This is a genomic window from Bacillus sp. PDNC022, from assembly GCF_016919285.1.
GTDB classification, from domain to species: Bacteria; Bacillota; Bacilli; order Bacillales; family Bacillaceae; genus Bacillus; species Bacillus safensis.
In genome coordinates, this window is sequence record NZ_CP070345.1 from 3,125,492 (window position 1) to 3,142,934 (window position 17,443).

The following is a 17,443-nucleotide window of genomic DNA, read 5'->3' on the forward strand; positions in this document are numbered from 1 at the left end:
TTAGAAGGGTTGCCAGATTAGAGAAGTATAAAAATAAGTTAAAAAGCCAATTTATACCTTACTGAGACTTGAATAGAAGAACACAAAAAGCCGGCTAAGCAGCCGGCTTTTCTTTATGAATCAGTATCCATATGCATGCCTGTATGTGCCTTTACTTGAATTTCCGTAAAGGTGTCTTCATCTGCTTTTTCAGACGAGAATATCGTGCCTAAGTATGCGGCAAGGAATCCGAGTGGAATCGAGATAATCCCAGGGTTCGACAGCGGGATGAGCGGTTCTCCTGTGAAGATGGCTGCTCCTGACGGGTCCCAGACGCTTGGGCTGAGCGAGACGATGATCAGTGCGCTCAGAAGGCCTGTTAAGCTTCCTGCGATGGCGCCCGTAGAGTTAAATCGTTTCCAAAAAACTGTGAAAATAATCAAAGGTAAATTCGCACTTGCCGCCACTGCGAAGGCAAGAGACACAAGAAAAGCAACGTTTAAGGACTGGGCAAATAATGCAAGAATGATAGAGAGGATCGCCACGCCGATTGAAGCAAAGCGTGCCGCCTTCACTTGCTCCCGCTCACTCGCTTTTCCTTTGCGGATAATCTGACTATAAAAGTCATGGGCAAAAGCTGATGCGGCGGATAAAACAAGACCAGTCACCACTGCCAATATGGTCGCAAAGGCGATAGCGGAAACAAAGGCAAATAATAAATCTCCTCCAAGGGCTTGTGCCAGAAGAGGTGCGGCCATATTTCCTGCTGCATCTGCTGCCGTGATCGCTTCTGTTCCAACAAAGGCAGCAGCGCCGAAGCCAAGGAAGACTGTCATTAAATAAAAAATCCCGATGATCCAAGTAGCAGAAAGAACCGATTTTCGCGCAGAAATCGCATCCTTTACTGTATAAAAACGGATCAAAATGTGCGGTAAACCTGCTGTTCCAAGCACTAAGGCGAGGTTAAGAGACAGGGTTTCTAAAGGCACATCATATTTATTTCCCGGGTGAAGGAACGATTCACCAAGCGGGGTCGCTGTTTTCATCTGTTCAAACATCTTCAGCAGACTAAAATCAAACTTTGCAAACACAAGCAGAGAAATAATTAACGTTCCAAGCATGAGAAGCACAGCCTTTGTAATCTGTACCCAGCTGGTGGCAATCATGCCGCCAAACACGACATAAATGGTCATCAGGATACCCACGATCAGCACTGCGATCCAGTAATCAATGCCAAGAAGCAGCTTGATTAATGCACCTGCTCCAACCAGCTGTGCAATCATATAAAAAGTGGAAACTGTAATGGTATTAAAGGCGGCAACCCCTCGAATGGCAGGGCGCTTAAATCGTGCAGCGATCATATCGGCCATTGTATATTTCCCTAGATTTCGTAGCGGTTCAGCCACAACGTAAAGAACGACAAGATACGCTACTAGAAAACCAATGCTATAGAAAAAGCCGTCAAATCCATTTAACGCGATCATTCCAGCAATCCCTAAAAATGATGCAGCGGACATATAGTCGCCAGCAATGGCAAGGCCGTTTTGAAACCCAGTCAGACCTCCGCCTGCTGTGTAAAAATCACTCGCATTGCTTGTTTTTTTCGCAGCAAAATATGTGATGACCAATGTGAGACCTACGATCGCTATGAACAAAATAAAAGCGGTCATGCTCATTCGTCATCACCTCTCGATTTAGTTTTTAAAGCGCTTACATAATTGTCGAACTTAGCTGCTTTTTTCGCATAAAGTCCACATAAAACCCAGGTCATAACAAATTGTGTGAGGGCGAATAACCAAGCCCATGAGATCGCGCCAATTGCCGGTGTGTTCAAAAAGGTGAAGTAGGATGTAGCAACCGGAAGTGAAAAGTAAAAGAGAAAAAAGAAAATCGTCATCGGTACGATAAATCTGCGTTTTTCCTCAAGAAGTTTTCGAAAATCCTCTGAAGCGGCAACCTTCTTATAATGAACTTTTTTGTCTGCCATTGTTTCCTCCTTTGTACGAATTAGGGACAAGGTACTCCAATGCATATGAGACAATCTGGCTGTTTATGACAGTATATCATAAAAAAGGCACCCGAAAAGGGTGCTTTCTATCGATAATTTGCAAGAAATGTTTGTCTCGCTTTTTCATACGCTTCTGCGTCAAAATGATCTCCGCATTTATGAATACACCAAGGCTCTTCTTGTCTTGCAATCCCAACCTCATAGCCCTGCTGAGTGAATTCGAAGGACTGCGAGACATCATAAAAATGAAAGCCGTCAAAGAGGTCCTCACGCCATCTTACGTCATACTGTGTCGCCATAAAGAGACCATCGATGGCCGCAGCTTTAATATAATCTTGCGCTTCGGGCTGCTGACGGCCACTTTCAAACGAAAGCAGCTGATAGGTGTCATGGCGATATTCAATGACTTTTCCCCTGCAAATAGAACTCTCCCACCAAATTCCATTGTCAGGGATGCTTTCTGCTCCAATCACTCCAACCATGCCAAGTGATGGATGTTGTAAAAAAAGGGGGATGAGCTCAAGCAGCATATGCTGTTTGACAATCAAAGTATCCTGATGGAGATAAATTTTAAACTGAGCTGGATGAGTGATAGCTTCATTGTATGCAGAGGTCATACTTGATGCCTGTCTGATTGGTAAGACCTCCACATGATATCCATGAGGAGCCGGAAGTGAAGCGAGCTGCCGGAAGCAAGCCTGAAACATCGATTCATCGTTCACACATAAAACAAACAGGATGGTGGGATTACTCATTGAATGGAACCGCCTCGACCACATATTGATAGGCTGTAGCGGCCTCGTGAAAATCAGAACGAATGCCATGTTTTATGAGTAATTCATGTAGATCATTCAACACGCTTGCATAGGATGGATGCTGTACGCGAATGGCCTCGAATTCGCGAATGCGAAAACCCGCTGAATGAAAGAGTGCATGTATTTCGTGAAGGGTGAAGAAACGTAAATGTGTTTGATCCATTAACCCTGCATCTGTATAAGTAAATCTGCCGGCAAGTAATTCTAAAACCGTTGAAATATGGCCGATATTTGGAATAGATGACAGGATGGCCCCCTCTTTTTTAAGAAAGGGTTTCACCTTTTTTAAAACGGCCCAAGGGTCCAATAAATGCTCGAGGACGTCTCCGAAAATAATGCAGTCAAATTGTTCATGCTCATATGGGAGAGCCATCTGTTCAATATTTCCGCAGAGAACATGATCCAGCTCTTGCTTAGCCTCTTTTGCTGCATCTTCAAATGACTCAATGCCATAAATGGTCCGGCCCTTTTGTTTCAGGACTTTTCCAAGCTTGCCTGTGCCGCATCCGATATCTAATAAAGACGTCCATTCCGCGCGAATACGACTGACGATGACTGGGTTTACCCCATGATAATACTGATCCTTTTTTTGGTGATAATACGAAAGGGAACCTGAACTCACGCTCTACCCACCTTTCTGCTTTCTCATTGTTTTCATGCTTAATATATGGGTGGGTAGCTTGGTTTTATAACGAGAGAAGGACAATTTTCATGAATGGGGGGCTAAAAAGGGATCATATAAAGAACAGGAAACGGACTGTCCTCCTAATATAGAAAGACAGAACCCCATTGAGTGGAAGGGATTGGTATGGAGAGGTGTTCAACTATTGTAGCGTATCGTCATGAAAGGATTTTCAAAAGGTCAATTGACAGGTCAGAACTTTTAGCCAAAGCAGTCTGAAAGACAAAGGATAACGGCGTTGATTTACGGTTTGTTTATCATCTTCTGATCACCGTTGGATGTTAAAAAAGCTTGTATTTCTTCGATGCCTAGTCCAATTTTTTTCGCTTCCTCAATCAAATAAACCCACTCTTCGTCAACTCTTCTTTTCACTTGCGTATCCATAATATCCTCCAGTTCAATAAGACATATTCACTGCAACCAATGACTTGAACAAACCGTCTAGTAACTGTACGTGTGGTTAAAAACAGCGCAAAATAAATTTTGTCGAAAAATGATGACATTTAACCTATTTTGTAAAATCTATCACCTACCACGTTCCTAAAAAAATGACTAAAAAACCCATAAATATTGAAATCTTACTTCTAATAATAAACAATTGTAAAGTCAGTTGAAAGATTATAAATTAAAATAATGATAAAGACCTAAAACATTTGACTCATATAAACCAATTGCGTTGACATTTGCCATCGAGTAGAACAAATTTCATCTTTTGCACGACGTACATATTGTTCGTTTGGGAAGTTCTTCTCAAGATGGTATTCTAAAAGAAACAGAAACCACCAAGAAGGAATGAAGAAAGACATGTATAGCCTTTTTCAAAAGTACCGAGAAGTTGTCATGTATCTTGTGATGGGTGTGTGTACAACCATTGTCAATATCGTCAGCTTCTATTTATTCGTTGAGATGTTTTCCATGGATTACAAAACAGCTACGGTTGTTTCATGGGTATTTGCTGTTCTCTTTGCTTATATCACCAATAAGAAGTATGTCTTCAAGCAAAAGGCTCGTGACACAAAAAGCCTCATGCGTGAGCTTTCTTCATTTTTTAGTGTCCGTCTCATGTCTCTAGGTGTAGATCTGGGGCTGATGATTTTATTTGTGAGCCAAATGGCGCTCAATGAAACCGTCGCAAAAATTCTCGTCAACTTTGTGATTGTGGTGGTCAATTATGTCGCCAGTAAGTGGTTCGTCTTCAAGAAAACAAAAGAAGATGCGATTTAACACATAAAAAAAGATAGGTGATGTGAAATGAGCAGCAGGCCAGACGACTTATATGATGCCATATATCAACAAACAGAAAAGCAGCATGAACAAGTGCTGAGGCTAGTCAAAGAAATGACCGCACATCCAGAAGCGTTTTCGGAACAAGATAAGGAAAAGATCAACCGAATGGACATTGCGCTTCAAACAGCAACGGACATTTTAGAAAACTTAATGACCCCTGACACGCAAATGACCATTGTTTTAAGACAAGGGAGAGTTCATGTTGACCTGTCAAAAGCGTAAAAGAAGCAGCCAATGATGAAGCGGCTGCTTTTTATTATGCATCGCTTGTTTCCCGCAGTTGCTTTGGAGACATGCCGATTTTCTTTCGAAAGACTTTATTCAAGTAATTCGCATTTCGGTAGCCGCACTGTATGGCGATTTCTTCAATTGAGTATTTCGTTGTTTTTAATAATGTTTCCGCCTTTTCTAACCGGATATTGGTTAAGTAATGAATAGGTGTGAAGCCAGTGGCCTTTTTGAATTCTCTCGTAAAATGACTTTTGGATAAACGTGCCGCAGCTGCCATATCGTCTGGGCCAATTTCCTCGTGAAAATGATGGCTGGCAAACAAGGCCGCTTGGACGATGGGCTCAGGCCATTTCTCCATTTGTCCCTCAAGCTTTGGCAAATATGAATACAGTTCCATGACAAATTGATAAGCAAGGCTAGACCCCTCAAATGGATTGGTAATCCGTCTTTCACTGGCTTCATCATAAATTTTCTTCAGCAGGCGGATCGGTTTGGAATTAGGATGAAAACGCATGACCTGCTTTCCTTGTTCAATAAATTGGTCAAAGCAAAGATCGCAGGCTTCCCCATAAAGCGTCAAATAGAGAAATTCCCAATGCTCACTGTCCTCTGGAAAATAATATTGATAGGCACTTGGACTTTTCACAAGAAAGGCCTGTCCCGGCAAGACTTTGAACCGCTTCTGTCCGATTTCAATCATGCCGTGTCCAGACAGTGTGAGCTGAAAGATGCACTTGCCCTGATCCTTCCGCTCCACGCCATTCCAACTGTATAACGAAGATGATTGAACCTCCCAGCCAACAGACCATATTTGTGCCGGCAATGTAACATCAGAATGGTGAAAACGAAATGCAAATGCTTCCTTCTTCAAATTGGAAAACCTCCTTCACAGCAAAAAACAACCTTTTTCTATTTTGAATCATGGTACACCTCATATCACATCGTACCATTCACAGCAAAAAAAGGGTATTTTTTAACGATTTTTTTACCATTGAACTTACGATGTTCAGGCAACTAAAATAAGAGTATCAGAAGAGAAAAGGGGAATGGATATGATCGATATGTTACGCACGGCATTTCACCAGCAATTTGGGGATAGAGAAGAACTTCGCTATTTTTTTGCCCCGGGAAGAGTGAACTTGATTGGTGAACATACAGATTACAATGGAGGTCATGTATTCCCTTGTGCGCTCACTCTTGGTACATATGCAGCATGTGCAAAGCGGTCAGATGGCCGTGTGAGAATGTATTCCTTGAACTTTGATGGCGATGGTGTGAAAGAATTTGACCTTATTGAAATCGCTTACTTGGAGTCGGACGGCTGGGCGAATTATCCGAAGGGTGTGTTCAGTCAGTTTATCGAAGCAGGGATGAAGATAGAAGAAGGCTTTGACATTGTATACGGCGGCAATATTCCCAATGGCGCAGGTCTGTCTTCCTCTGCCTCCATCGAGCTTGTCACCGCCGTCTGCATCAATGAATGGCATTCATTTGGCGTTTCAAATGCCCGTCTTGCCCTCCTTTCGCAGCGTGCAGAAAATGAATTTATTGGCGTCAATTGCGGCATCATGGATCAGTTTTCAATCGCTCTTGGAAAAGAAGATCACGCCATCTTGCTCAATTGCGACACCCTTGATTTTGAATACAGTCCGTTTCGGCAAGAGGGGCTGGCGCTTGTCATTGCCAATACAAACAAAAAGCGGACACTGGCAGACTCCAAATACAATGAACGCAGGTCAGAGTGTCAATCGGCCTTAAACGATTTACGAAAAGAAATCGATCTTGCCCACTTATGTGAGCTCACAGCAGATGAATTTGCCGAGCATGCCCACTTGATTCAGGATGAAATATGCCGTAGTCGTGCAAGACACGTGGTGACAGAAAACGAGCGGACGATGAGAGCGATAAATTTTTTGAAAGATGATAAAATTGAAAAGCTAGGCGCCCTCATGAAGGCATCTCATCTTTCTTTAAAGAATGATTATGAAGTGACTGGACTTGAACTAGATACACTGGTAGAAGCCGCTTGGCTTCATCCTGGGACGATTGGCTCCCGTATGACTGGTGCAGGTTTTGGCGGCTGCACGATCAGTATTGTGAAAGAAAAGCAGCTGACATCATTTATAGAAGAAACGAGTGCGATTTATCAAGAGAAGACGGGCATTCACGCCTCTTTTTACACAGCTGGAATTGGAGGCGGCGCAAGAGAACTTACGAAGGAGGAAGTGTAATGACAATTTTAGTGTGTGGGGGAGCAGGGTACATTGGCAGTCATGCGGTAGCGGCTCTTTTAGCGAAAGGCGAACAAGTGGTGGTAGTGGATAATTTGCAGACAGGCCACAAAGAAGCTGTTTTGGAGGGAGCTGTTTTAGAAGAGGGCGATTTACGAGATCAAGACTTTTTAAGACAGGTTTTCAAAACGCATCAAATAGAAGCGGTTATGCACTTTGCCGCAGATTCACTTGTCGGTGAGAGTGTAACAGACCCGCTAAAGTACTATAACAACAACGTTGGAGGAGCAACAGCTTTACTTCAGGTGATGAATGAATTTGATGTGAAACACATTGTGTTCTCTTCAACCGCTGCTGCGTATGGTGAGCCAAAACGTGTACCGATCGTTGAAACGGATGAGACGAACCCAACCAATCCTTATGGAGAAACGAAACTAGCGATTGAAAAAATGTTGAAGTGGTCTGAGCAGGCATATGGAATAGAATACGTCGTGCTTCGCTACTTTAATGTAGCTGGTGCTCATACAGAAGGACTTGTCGGAGAGGATCATCAGCCTGAGACACACCTCATTCCGATCATTCTGCAAGTCGCTTTAGGAAAACGAGATCAGATCATGATTTACGGTGATGATTATGAGACAGAGGACGGCACGTGTATTAGGGATTACATACATGTGATGGATTTAGTGGAGGCGCACATCTTAGCTGTTGATCGTCTGCGCGCTGGAAAAGGAAGTGCAACATACAACTTAGGGAATGGCACAGGTTTCTCCGTGAAACAGGTAGTAGATGCTGTTAGAAACGTTACGGGGCATGCGATCCCGGCACAGGTGGCTAATAGACGCGCAGGAGATCCAGCAAAGCTGATTGCTTCTTCTGAAAAAGCGCTGCAAGAATTAGGGTGGACACCTCAATATGCTGACCTTCATACCATCATTCAAAGTGCGTGGGATTGGTTTCAGAAGCATCCAGACGGCTACCAGAGTAAATAACGCATAACAGGCAGGCAAGAGAGGGGACAGAGAGAATGGCGGTTGATATTTATGAAAAACTGGAACAGCTGATTCAATACGGAATCAATCAAGAGCTGATCACACCACTAGATATCGATTATACAAGAAATCGGCTGCTTGAGGTGCTTGGGCTGGATGAAGCTGAGCCAAGAACAGTTTCAGGGAATGCGGGGCTTGAAGACATCTTAATGCCGATGCTGGATTGGGCAGTAGAGACAGGCCTTATCCCTGAGGGGACGGATACGTATCGTGATTTACTAGATGCGAAAATCATGGGGTGCTTGGTGGCGCCTCCAAGTGTCATCTACGCAAAGTTTGAAGAGAAACGCCAGCATGAAGGGCCAGAGGCGGCTACAAGCTGGTTCTATGAAATGCAGCAGCACGCACACTATATTCATACAGGCAGAATCGCCAAAAATGTGCAGTGGTTTATACCAACAGATGATGGCGAGCTGGAGATCACAATTAATCTATCGAAGCCGGAAAAGGACCCCAAAGCAATCGCTGAAGCCAAAAAGCTTAGTCAAAAACAATACCCTCTTTGTCTCCTTTGTAAAGAAAACGTTGGGTTTGGGGGGCGGATCAACCATCCAGCGAGACAGAATCACCGGATCATTCCTGTGACACTCACAGATGAATCTTGGTTTCTACAATTTTCACCTTATGTGTATTACAACGAGCATTGCATTGTGTTCAAAGGCGAACATGAGCCGATGAGCATCACAAAAAAGACCTTTGAACGATTGCTTTCTTTCATATATATATACCCGCACTATTTCATCGGATCGAACGCCGATCTTCCGATTGTCGGGGGCAGTATATTAAGTCATGACCATTTTCAGGGCGGTGCGCATGAATTTCCGATGGCGAAAGCGGAGGTGGAAGATGTCTTTTCTCTGAATGCCTTTCCGGATGTGAGGGCTGGAATTGTGAAATGGCCGATGTCTGTCATCCGCCTTCGAAGCAGCGACCGGCAGAAGCTTGCAGACGCAGCAGACTTTATCTTAAACGAGTGGAAAATGTATTCAGATGAAGAAGTGGAGCTGCTAGCTTATACAGGAGAGACGCCGCATAATACCATTACACCAATTGCACGCCGCCATGGAGATGACTATGAATTAGATCTAGTGCTGCGTAATAATCGTACAAACGAGCGGCACCCAGATGGAATTTTCCACCCGCACGAAGAAGTCCATCATATTAAAAAAGAGAATATCGGATTAATTGAAGTGATGGGTCTTGCAGTACTTCCTGGTAGATTAGCAGAGGAATTAAGCCAATTAAAAGAAGCACTGCTATCCAAAAACCCCCTTGAAGAAATCAAAGCCCGCCCTGCTATCACGAAACACGAAACATGGGCAAAGCGTCTGCTTGAAGAGAACACTTTTACAGAGGACGATACAGAAGCCATTTTACAAAAAGAAGTCGGCATGATTTTTTCTCGTATTCTCTCACAGGCGGGTGTGTTTAAAAGAACCGATCGAGGGAAAACAGCTTTTAAACGTTTCATTCATACACTCATATAGGCAGGTGATTAGATGATTGAACAAGTAAGAACATTAATGGAAGAAAAACAGCTCGACGGTGTCTTGATTCAAAAGCGTAATAACTTCTCCTGGCTGACAGGAGGAAGAAGAAATCACATTGTGTTAAATACACCAGAGGGCGTGTGCAAGCTGCTCGTGTTAAAAGACGACATCGTCCTCATTGTGAATCAAATGGAAGAAAAGCGGATCATTGAAGAAGAGATGGCGTATATCGATCACCCCTTTCAAGTGGTGACGATGGATTGGTTTGAGGATGATACGGCACACATTCAAACACTCACAAAAGACAAACGAATCGGGTCAGACATTCAAATGGATGGATTTGAATGGATCGAGCCGGATTTGTCGCAAGTCCGATCCATTCTTTCCGCATCACAGCTCCGCCAATATGAAACGCTCTGTCATGAAACAGCGGTCATTGTAGAGAGTGTCTGTAAAGAAATCGTTCCAGGACAGACGGAGCACGAAATCGCTTCGCTTGCGGCTCATAAAGCGAACGCGCAGGGAATGACGATAGAGGTACTGCTTGTGGCAACAGATGACCGGATTCATCAATACCGTCATCCAATTCCGACGGACAAAAAACTTCAAAAGCATGCGCTTGTTGTTCTATGCGCTGAACGGCATGGACTCGTGGCGAATGTCACAAGGTCTGTTTACTTCGGTCAGCTTCCAAAGGAGCTTGAAGAGAACAAAGAGCGGCTTGCACGAATTGACACGGTCATGAATGCCGCCACGCGTCCTGGTAAGACATTGGAAGATGTATTGAAAGCAGGTATTGCTCAGTATGAAAAAGAGGGCTTCCCTGATAGCTGGAAAAAGCTTCATCAAGGGGGGAAAACGGGCTTTGTATCTAGAGAAATCATTGCAGTTCCTTCATCGAAAGAAGAAGTTCAGCTGCATCAAGTCTTTACTTGGAACCCTTCATTGCCTGGATTGAAGTCAGAGGATACGATGGTCGTAGAGAAAGAGGGGAACCGCTTTTTAACCTATACAGGCAAGTGGACATACATTGACATTGAACATGAAGGGGACATCTATAGACGCCCTGATATTTTAGTAAGAGATGAATAACTGTAAAATGCCGGCGCTGAGCCGGTTTTTTGCTGGAATTCATTTAGCGAGATTCCACATATTCATCATGACTGCCAATTCTTACACCGCATAGTCAGAGGATCGACACTTTCTTTTCTTGTCAACTTGCGTTAAAATAAGTAAGGTTTTTGTTAAATGTGGGGATACCTATTTTGAAATTGTTTACCTAGATAAAATTTCATTAAGTTAAATTGAAATTTGACCAAACTTTTTTATTGTGGTAAACCTAAATTTGACAAAGTTCTTGATTGTTTGTCCTTTGCCTTCAACTCTCAACTTTTCAAAATCCTAGAAATTCATTGTGTGTGCAATAATATAAATTTATGTCGAATTTATGACATTTTGAAAGAAATCTGATGAAAAATAAATGAACTTTTGAAAAAAGGGAAGCTAACTCAAACAGATTTTGATAGCATTACAAAGGGAAGAAAAGTTTTCGAAGGCAGATGGCTTTTCACAATTAATCAGCAATTTATACATTATTTAAGGAAGGATGGTGATCTTCTTGTTCAGAGCCATTAAACCTATGCTTTTATTAGCGATGCTCGTGAGCGTGTTTGTATTAGGAGGTTGCAGCAATATCGCTGTTTTAGACCCTAAAGGGCCAGTCGCAGCACAGCAAAAAGACTTAATCCTTTTATCTATCGGATTTATGCTCTTTATCGTTGGTGCGGTATTTGTACTGTTTACCATCATTTTGGTTAAATACCGTGAGCGTAAGGACGTTGGAAACGCCTCTTATAATCCAGAAATTCACGGGAATACGCTTCTAGAAGTTATCTGGACAGTGATCCCAATATTAATCGTTGCTGCCCTTTCGATTCCAACTGTAAAAACAATTTACTCTTTGGAAGAGGCACCTCAAGCAACAAGCCATAAAGATCCACTTGTCGTTTATGCGACAGCTGTCGATTGGAAATGGATCTTCAGTTATCCAGAGGAAAATATTGAGACAGTGAACTACTTAAACATTCCAAAAGATCAGCCGGTTTTATTTAAAATCACTTCCGCTGATACAATGGCATCACTATGGATTCCTCAGCTAGGCGGGGAGAAGTACGCGATGGCTGGAATGGAAATGGAACAATATCTTCAAGCTGATGAAGTAGGCACATACCAAGGAAGAAACGCCAACTTCACAGGCCCGGGTTTTGCTCAGCAAAAATTCAAAGTCAATGCGATGACGCAGTCTGACTATGATAAATGGGTAAACAAAACGAAGAAAGAAGCACCAAAGTTAACGAAGAAAACGTATGACTACTTGATGCTTCCTGATGCTGCAGATGTGCAGACATTCTCATCAACACATTTATCCTTTGCGAAGCATGGAGAGGATTCTGAATATGCACTCCAAGCACGCAAACGTTTAGGTTATCAATCAGTTTCTCCGCATTCCAAGACAGATCCTTTCGAGAATGTGAAGAACTATAAAAGTAAACTAGAAAAAGAATAAACTGACTAAGGAAAGGAGGAGGCCGTTATGCATTTAAAATGGGATGAGTTTTTTGTAACTGGAGACCCATTAATTCTTGGTGCGCAAATTTCTATCGCTCTCACTTCCATTGCCATTGTGTTTGTTTTAACCTACTTTAAAAAGTGGAAATGGCTTTGGAAAGAATGGCTGACATCAGTTGATCATAAAAAGCTTGGAATCATGTATATCCTTGCTGCTGTGATTATGTTCTTCCGCGGTGGGGTAGACGGACTGATGATGCGCGCGCAGCTGGCGCTTCCTAATAATACGTTTTTAGATTCAAACCACTATAATGAAATCTTTACAACGCATGGTACGATCATGATTCTATTCATGGCGATGCCATTTTTAATTGGTTTAATCAACGTCGTTGTTCCTCTTCAAATTGGTGCACGTGACGTTGCATTCCCTTACTTGAACAACCTTAGCTTCTGGACATTCATGGTCGGAGCAATGCTGTTCAACATTTCCTTCGTTATTGGAGGATCACCAAGTGCAGGCTGGACGAGTTACATGCCGCTCGCCGGAAATGATTTCTCACCAGGACCTGGACAGAACTACTACTTGCTCGGGCTCCAAATTGCAGGTATTGGTACACTTATGACAGGTATTAACTTCATGGTGACCATCTTAAAAATGCGTACAAAAGGTATGACACTTATGCGTATGCCAATGTTTACATGGACAACATTGATTACGTCTGTCATCATCGTTTTTGCATTCCCTGTACTAACAGTTGCTTTAGCACTTATGACATTTGATCGTTTATTCGGTTCTGCATTCTTTACACTCGAAGCAGGCGGTATGCCGATGCTTTGGGCGAACCTTTTCTGGATTTGGGGACATCCTGAGGTATATATTGTTATCCTGCCGGCTTTCGGTATTTTCTCAGAAATCTTTGCGACGTTCTCAAGAAAGCAGTTGTTTGGTTACAAAGCGATGGTTGTATCGATTGTGGCAATCTCTGTTCTTAGTTTCCTTGTGTGGGTTCACCACTTCTTTACAATGGGGAACAGTGCAGCGGTTAACTCATTCTTCTCGATTACAACAATGGCGATTTCTGTACCAACAGGTGTGAAAATCTTTAACTGGCTCTTTACGATGTATCGAGGCCGTATCAGCTTTACATCACCAATGCTTTGGGCACTTGGTTTCATCCCGAACTTCGTAATCGGTGGTGTAACTGGGGTTATGCTTGCGATGGCAGCTGCGGATTACCAGTACCATAACACGTACTTCCTTGTATCCCACTTCCACTATGTATTAATCGCAGGTACTGTATTTGCTTGTTTTGCTGGTCTTGTTTTCTGGTATCCAAAAATGTTTGGATACAAGTTAAACGAAAGAATCGGCAAATGGTTCTTCTGGGTATTCATGATCGGATTTAACATCTGTTTCTTCCCGCAGTACTTCTTAGGACTGCAAGGAATGCCAAGACGTATTTATACGTATGGACCAGAAGATGGCTGGACTGCACTAAACTTTATTTCAACAATTGGTGCATTTATGATGGGTATCGGATTCATCATCCTTTGCTACAACATTTACTACAGCTGGAGACACTCAAAACGTGAAGTGTCTGGAGACAGCTGGGGAGAAGGACGTACACTTGACTGGGCGACATCTTCTGCAATTCCGCCGCATTATAACTTTGCAGCACTTCCAGAAGTGACTACACCAGATGCATTCCATCACTGGAAGCAAAACAATGTGGACGTTCATCCTGAAAAAGAATTCAAGAAAATTCACATGCCGCATAATTCAGGCAGACCGCTGATCATGTCTGCATTCTTTGGACTTGGTGCATTCGGTCTTGTATTTGAATGGTACTGGATTGGCGTTATTGGCTTGATTGGTGTATTCGCAACGATGATTTTACGTTCATTCGAATATGACAATGGCTACTATATTCCTGTTGAAGAAGTGATTGAAACAGAGAAAAAGAATAAGGAGGCGCAGAAGTAATGGGACATAATGATAGCAGCTATGCAAATGCACCGCTTGAATATCAGTCTGAAACCGGACGTTTAAACATCCTTGGTTTCTGGATATTCCTTGGCGCGGAAATCGTGTTATTCTCAACACTTTTTGCGACCTACTTTGTTCTACATGGCAGAACAGCTGGCGGCGTTTTACCAGCTGAGCTGTTTGATATGAAGCTTGTATTGATCATGACATTCCTGCTATTGGTTAGTTCATTTACATGCGGGATTGCCGTTCATGAAATGCGCCGTGGAAGTACAAAAGGGGTTGTCATTTGGACGATTCTCACACTGCTTCTAGGTGCAGGATTCGTTGGATTTGAGATTTTTGAGTTCTTCCATTATGTACATGAGGGTGCGAGCATCCATACAAGTGCGTATTGGTCTGCATTCTTTGTACTTTTAGGAACTCACGGACTACACGTATCGATCGGTATCTTCTGGATTACCGGTATCTTGTTCCAAATTAAAAAACGTGGATTAACTCCACAAACAGCAGCGAAGATTTTCATCTCAAGTCTATACTGGCATTTCCTTGATGTTGTATGGATTTTCATCTTCACAGCTGTTTACTTGATCGGATTAGGGGGGCTTTTGTGATATGGCTGGAAAAACACATTCCTCAGCAGAGCACGAACACTTCCCTTGGAAACACGTAGTTGGCTTCATCCTTTCCATTGTGCTGACAATCTTAGCATTCTGGATTGCCATTGGAGCTGAAATTGGCAGTTCCGCAAAACTATGGATTATCTTTGGTTTTGCGTTCATTCAAGCATTCTTGCAGCTGTTCATGTTTATGCACATGACAGAGAGCGAGAACGGAACTGTTCAAGTCGGAAATACTTTGTTTGGTCTGTTCTGTGCGATTATCTTCGTCATCGGATCTGTTTGGATCTTTGCGGCTCACTACAGCCACGGAGAGAACAGTAAAGACGGTTATTCACCGTCTGCGCCAAAGCAGTCTGAGCATTCAGAGAAATAATAAAAAAACCACTCATCTCTTGAAGGTGAGTGGTTTTTATCATGATGGTGATAACGCTTCCAATAGTTGGGCGATATCTATCTGCTGCTGAATCTTTTGCGAATGAATGGAAGTCCGTAGATGAGGAACGCTGCAATGTGAGCCAAAATCACGTTAATGGCAAAGAATGCGATCATGAAGGTATGTCCTGCTGGAGATAAACTGCTTGTCATGTAAAGACCGAAGAAAATCCACATAATCATAATGGGTGGAATAGAAGCTAATGCAATTTTTCTGTTTTCCAGCCATAAAAACAGGGGTGTAGCCGTTGCAATACATAGGTACGCAAAGAACATATCCATCGTATCCAACTCCTTTTTAAGTTGATGTTCAAATCAAATGAGAGGTCAGGATGCAATTGTGTCTGTTTTTAGGAGATATTGTGAACATTTTGTTACAGGTATTATACCACAATTGACTTTGAAGTAAACGCAATTATTGGAAAATGGGCCTTATTCCATACAAATTGGTTTTATTCCTCAATCCTCATTGCAGCTTATGCTAATCTGATGTTTACTTGTCTTCTTGCCACATAGGTCATTGAATTTTCCCCTTAAAATCTGTAAAATAATCTTTTTAAAGGACTTAAGATCGGTTGAATGAAAAGAGTGTAAAGGAATTTTTTCCTATTGTTAGGATGAGAAGTATTTCATTTTTTGAAAAATGAATGGAACCTTTCGGATGTATCTTCCGTCATATTTAAGGTGAGTTGATTTTGTGAAAATTTCAATCTAATATAAATAAGGGCTTTTATGTTTTGTAATAAGGGTGGTTAGTTCATGAACAAGCAGAATACATCTCCTTACTATCAAGGAGATTTGATTTTTATATTTTTAGCCTTCTTTGCCATCAGTGTCATTGCGATTTATGCTGCGGGTCAATTTGGGCAGTATGGATCTAATGCATGGACCAGACAGATTATTTACTACATGGTCGGAGTTATATGTATTGTAGCCATAAATTACTTTGATTTGGAGCAATTAGAGAAGCTAAGTCTGTATATTTTTATAGGCGGCATACTGCTGTTACTTTTTCTGAAAGTTGCTCCTGCACAAATCGGAGGTCATGATTTTGCTCCAATTAAAAACGGGGCGAAAAGCTGGTTTGTGTTACCTGGAATAGGGACATTTCAGCCTTCAGAGTTCATGAAAATTGGTTTGATTATGATGCTCGCATCTGTCATCGGCAAGTCAAGCCCTAGAGGAAAACGGACATTAGAAGATGATATTTTCCTTCTATTAAAAATTGCCGGAGTGGCAGCTGTACCAGTTGGACTGATCTTCTTGCAGGATGCAGGGACGGCGGCGGTCTGTATGTTTATTGTTGTCGTGATGGTGTTTTTATCAGGGGTCAACTGGAAACTGATCTCTCTCATCGGTTCAGTGGTTGTACTATTGGTTGCCGCTGTGTTAGCCGTCATCATTCTCTTCCCTGACTTTGCGAAAACAATAGGCATTCAACAGTACCAAATTAACCGGATTACCGCTTGGCTGCCTGATAGCTCTACGTCAGCCAACCAAGCACAGACGCAGGATGCATCTGGATCTGATAAATATCAAGTGGAGCAGGCGATTATGGCCATTGGTGCAGGTCAGATTTTTGGGAATGGCATTAAAAACTTAAAGGTCTATGTTCCTGAAGCACAAACGGATATGATTTTCTCCATTATAGGTGAAGCCTTTGGCTTTATCGGCTGTGCGTTTGTTGTGATCATGTTCTTCTTCTTGATCTACCGGCTGGTCGTACTGATTGACCGAATACATCCTTATAGCCGATTTGCGTCATTCTTCTGCGTAGGATATACAGCGCTGATTGTGATCCATACGTTCCAGAATATTGGGATGAACATAGGCGTGATGCCGGTAACAGGGATTCCGCTCTTATTTATCAGCTTTGGAGGAAGCTCTGTCTTGTCCGTTCTCATTGGATTCGGGATCGCATATAACGCAAGTGTTCAATTAACGAAATATCAAAGTTATTTATTTAAATAAAACAGGTAAGGGCAGTCTAAGCATAGGCTGTCTTTTTTTATGCGAGTTTTAATTTTTGAAAATCCCTATGTCTTTGCCTTATGATAG

Annotated in this window: 18 protein-coding genes; 11 read left to right on the plus strand and 7 right to left on the minus strand. The window is 42.4% G+C overall.

Annotated features, from left to right (window positions below; genetic code table 11):
* Positions 1 to 113: 113 nt before the first annotated feature.
* The 5 genes from JVX94_RS15950 to JVX94_RS15970 all read right to left on the minus strand — a co-directional run bounded on the left by JVX94_RS15950 (position 114) and on the right by JVX94_RS15970 (position 3,868).
* On the minus strand, positions 114 to 1,655 hold the full coding sequence (locus JVX94_RS15950; RefSeq protein ID WP_205183766.1) for a solute symporter family protein: 1,542 nt from the start codon (positions 1,653 to 1,655) through the stop codon (positions 114 to 116).
* Positions 1,652 to 1,966, minus strand: a complete 315-nt coding sequence (locus tag JVX94_RS15955; RefSeq protein ID WP_048237766.1) for a DUF485 domain-containing protein — start codon at positions 1,964 to 1,966, stop codon at positions 1,652 to 1,654. Before JVX94_RS15955 ends, JVX94_RS15950 begins: the two co-directional genes overlap by 4 nt.
* A 107-nt stretch (positions 1,967 to 2,073) precedes the next feature.
* A complete protein-coding gene (locus tag JVX94_RS15960) occupies positions 2,074 to 2,742 on the minus strand; it encodes a glycosyltransferase family protein (RefSeq protein ID WP_144471798.1) in 669 nt (222 codons plus the stop codon).
* Positions 2,735 to 3,424, minus strand: a complete 690-nt coding sequence (locus JVX94_RS15965; protein WP_197197571.1) for a class I SAM-dependent methyltransferase — start codon at positions 3,422 to 3,424, stop codon at positions 2,735 to 2,737. Before JVX94_RS15965 ends, JVX94_RS15960 begins: the two co-directional genes overlap by 8 nt.
* 303 nt (positions 3,425 to 3,727) lie before the next feature.
* On the minus strand, positions 3,728 to 3,868 hold the full coding sequence (locus tag JVX94_RS15970) for an anti-repressor SinI family protein (protein WP_095409863.1): 141 nt from the start codon (positions 3,866 to 3,868) through the stop codon (positions 3,728 to 3,730).
* A 408-nt stretch (positions 3,869 to 4,276) separates the two neighbouring features.
* Between JVX94_RS15970 and JVX94_RS15975 the strand changes: the two genes are divergently transcribed.
* Entirely contained in the window at positions 4,277 to 4,708 is a 432-nt protein-coding gene (locus JVX94_RS15975; RefSeq protein ID WP_039182392.1) for a GtrA family protein, read from the plus strand.
* 27 nt (positions 4,709 to 4,735) lie between these two features.
* Positions 4,736 to 4,993 (plus strand): hypothetical protein, encoded by a 258-nt coding sequence (locus tag JVX94_RS15980; protein ID WP_144471799.1) that lies wholly within the window; start codon positions 4,736 to 4,738, stop codon positions 4,991 to 4,993.
* A gap of 34 nt (positions 4,994 to 5,027) precedes the next feature.
* Here JVX94_RS15980 and JVX94_RS15985 read toward each other — a convergent pair whose 3' ends face one another.
* Complete coding sequence (locus tag JVX94_RS15985) at positions 5,028 to 5,873, minus strand: AraC family transcriptional regulator (protein WP_095409862.1); 846 nt, start codon at positions 5,871 to 5,873, stop codon at positions 5,028 to 5,030.
* A 181-nt stretch (positions 5,874 to 6,054) separates the two neighbouring features.
* Here JVX94_RS15985 and JVX94_RS15990 point away from each other — a divergent pair, with 181 nt between their 5' ends.
* The 8 genes from JVX94_RS15990 to qoxD all read left to right on the plus strand — a co-directional run bounded on the left by JVX94_RS15990 (position 6,055) and on the right by qoxD (position 15,326).
* Entirely contained in the window at positions 6,055 to 7,233 is a 1,179-nt protein-coding gene (locus JVX94_RS15990) for a galactokinase (protein WP_481748185.1), read from the plus strand.
* The gene (gene galE / locus JVX94_RS15995) at positions 7,233 to 8,225 is read left to right on the plus strand and encodes a UDP-glucose 4-epimerase GalE (RefSeq protein ID WP_205183768.1); all 993 of its coding nucleotides are present in this window, start codon (positions 7,233 to 7,235) and stop codon (positions 8,223 to 8,225) included. The genes JVX94_RS15990 and galE overlap by 1 nt, the downstream gene beginning before the upstream one ends.
* A 35-nt stretch (positions 8,226 to 8,260) precedes the next feature.
* Positions 8,261 to 9,772, plus strand: coding sequence for a UDP-glucose--hexose-1-phosphate uridylyltransferase (galT, locus tag JVX94_RS16000; RefSeq protein ID WP_205183769.1), 1,512 nt, complete (start codon positions 8,261 to 8,263; stop codon positions 9,770 to 9,772).
* A gap of 12 nt (positions 9,773 to 9,784) precedes the next feature.
* Positions 9,785 to 10,867, plus strand: a complete 1,083-nt coding sequence (locus JVX94_RS16005; RefSeq protein WP_205183771.1) for a M24 family metallopeptidase — start codon at positions 9,785 to 9,787, stop codon at positions 10,865 to 10,867.
* 517 nt (positions 10,868 to 11,384) lie between these two features.
* Positions 11,385 to 12,341, plus strand: a complete 957-nt coding sequence (gene qoxA / locus JVX94_RS16010) for a cytochrome aa3 quinol oxidase subunit II (protein ID WP_095410070.1) — start codon at positions 11,385 to 11,387, stop codon at positions 12,339 to 12,341.
* A 27-nt stretch (positions 12,342 to 12,368) separates the two neighbouring features.
* Positions 12,369 to 14,327, plus strand: a complete 1,959-nt coding sequence (qoxB, locus tag JVX94_RS16015) for a cytochrome aa3 quinol oxidase subunit I (protein ID WP_044331067.1) — start codon at positions 12,369 to 12,371, stop codon at positions 14,325 to 14,327.
* Positions 14,327 to 14,944, plus strand: coding sequence for a cytochrome aa3 quinol oxidase subunit III (gene qoxC / locus JVX94_RS16020; RefSeq protein WP_008359616.1), 618 nt, complete (start codon positions 14,327 to 14,329; stop codon positions 14,942 to 14,944). The genes qoxB and qoxC overlap by 1 nt, the downstream gene beginning before the upstream one ends.
* A gap of 1 nt (position 14,945) precedes the next feature.
* Complete coding sequence (gene qoxD, locus JVX94_RS16025; protein WP_007497818.1) at positions 14,946 to 15,326, plus strand: cytochrome aa3 quinol oxidase subunit IV; 381 nt, start codon at positions 14,946 to 14,948, stop codon at positions 15,324 to 15,326.
* A 77-nt stretch (positions 15,327 to 15,403) separates the two neighbouring features.
* On the opposite strand, the gene JVX94_RS16030 is transcribed toward qoxD, so the two are convergent.
* The gene (locus JVX94_RS16030; RefSeq protein ID WP_008345491.1) at positions 15,404 to 15,667 is read right to left on the minus strand and encodes a spore morphogenesis/germination protein YwcE; all 264 of its coding nucleotides are present in this window, start codon (positions 15,665 to 15,667) and stop codon (positions 15,404 to 15,406) included.
* Between the two features lie 477 nt (positions 15,668 to 16,144).
* On the opposite strand from JVX94_RS16030, the gene JVX94_RS16035 reads away from it, so the two are divergent.
* On the plus strand, positions 16,145 to 17,356 hold the full coding sequence (locus tag JVX94_RS16035) for an FtsW/RodA/SpoVE family cell cycle protein (RefSeq protein ID WP_048237750.1): 1,212 nt from the start codon (positions 16,145 to 16,147) through the stop codon (positions 17,354 to 17,356).
* Positions 17,357 to 17,443: the final 87 nt, after the last annotated feature.

Bases quoted from the DNA above. Each gene is read 5' to 3' on its own strand.
- JVX94_RS15990 (WP_481748185.1), top strand. From the start codon at position 6,055: ATGATCGATATGTTACGCACGGCATTTCACCAGCAATTTGGGGATAGA.
- qoxB (WP_044331067.1), top strand. From the start codon at position 12,369: ATGCATTTAAAATGGGATGAGTTTTTTGTAACTGGAGACCCATTAATT.
- galT (WP_205183769.1), top strand. From the start codon at position 8,261: ATGGCGGTTGATATTTATGAAAAACTGGAACAGCTGATTCAATACGGA.
- JVX94_RS15960 (WP_144471798.1), bottom strand. From the start codon at position 2,742: ATGAGTAATCCCACCATCCTGTTTGTTTTATGTGTGAACGATGAATCG.
- JVX94_RS16030 (WP_008345491.1), bottom strand. From the start codon at position 15,667: ATGGATATGTTCTTTGCGTACCTATGTATTGCAACGGCTACACCCCTG.
- JVX94_RS16035 (WP_048237750.1), top strand. From the start codon at position 16,145: ATGAACAAGCAGAATACATCTCCTTACTATCAAGGAGATTTGATTTTT.
- qoxD (WP_007497818.1), top strand. From the start codon at position 14,946: ATGGCTGGAAAAACACATTCCTCAGCAGAGCACGAACACTTCCCTTGG.
- JVX94_RS15955 (WP_048237766.1), bottom strand. From the start codon at position 1,966: ATGGCAGACAAAAAAGTTCATTATAAGAAGGTTGCCGCTTCAGAGGAT.
- JVX94_RS15980 (WP_144471799.1), top strand. From the start codon at position 4,736: ATGAGCAGCAGGCCAGACGACTTATATGATGCCATATATCAACAAACA.
- galE (WP_205183768.1), top strand. From the start codon at position 7,233: ATGACAATTTTAGTGTGTGGGGGAGCAGGGTACATTGGCAGTCATGCG.
- JVX94_RS15970 (WP_095409863.1), bottom strand. From the start codon at position 3,868: ATGGATACGCAAGTGAAAAGAAGAGTTGACGAAGAGTGGGTTTATTTG.
- JVX94_RS16005 (WP_205183771.1), top strand. From the start codon at position 9,785: ATGATTGAACAAGTAAGAACATTAATGGAAGAAAAACAGCTCGACGGT.
- qoxC (WP_008359616.1), top strand. From the start codon at position 14,327: ATGGGACATAATGATAGCAGCTATGCAAATGCACCGCTTGAATATCAG.
- JVX94_RS15975 (WP_039182392.1), top strand. From the start codon at position 4,277: ATGAAGAAAGACATGTATAGCCTTTTTCAAAAGTACCGAGAAGTTGTC.
- JVX94_RS15950 (WP_205183766.1), bottom strand. From the start codon at position 1,655: ATGAGCATGACCGCTTTTATTTTGTTCATAGCGATCGTAGGTCTCACA.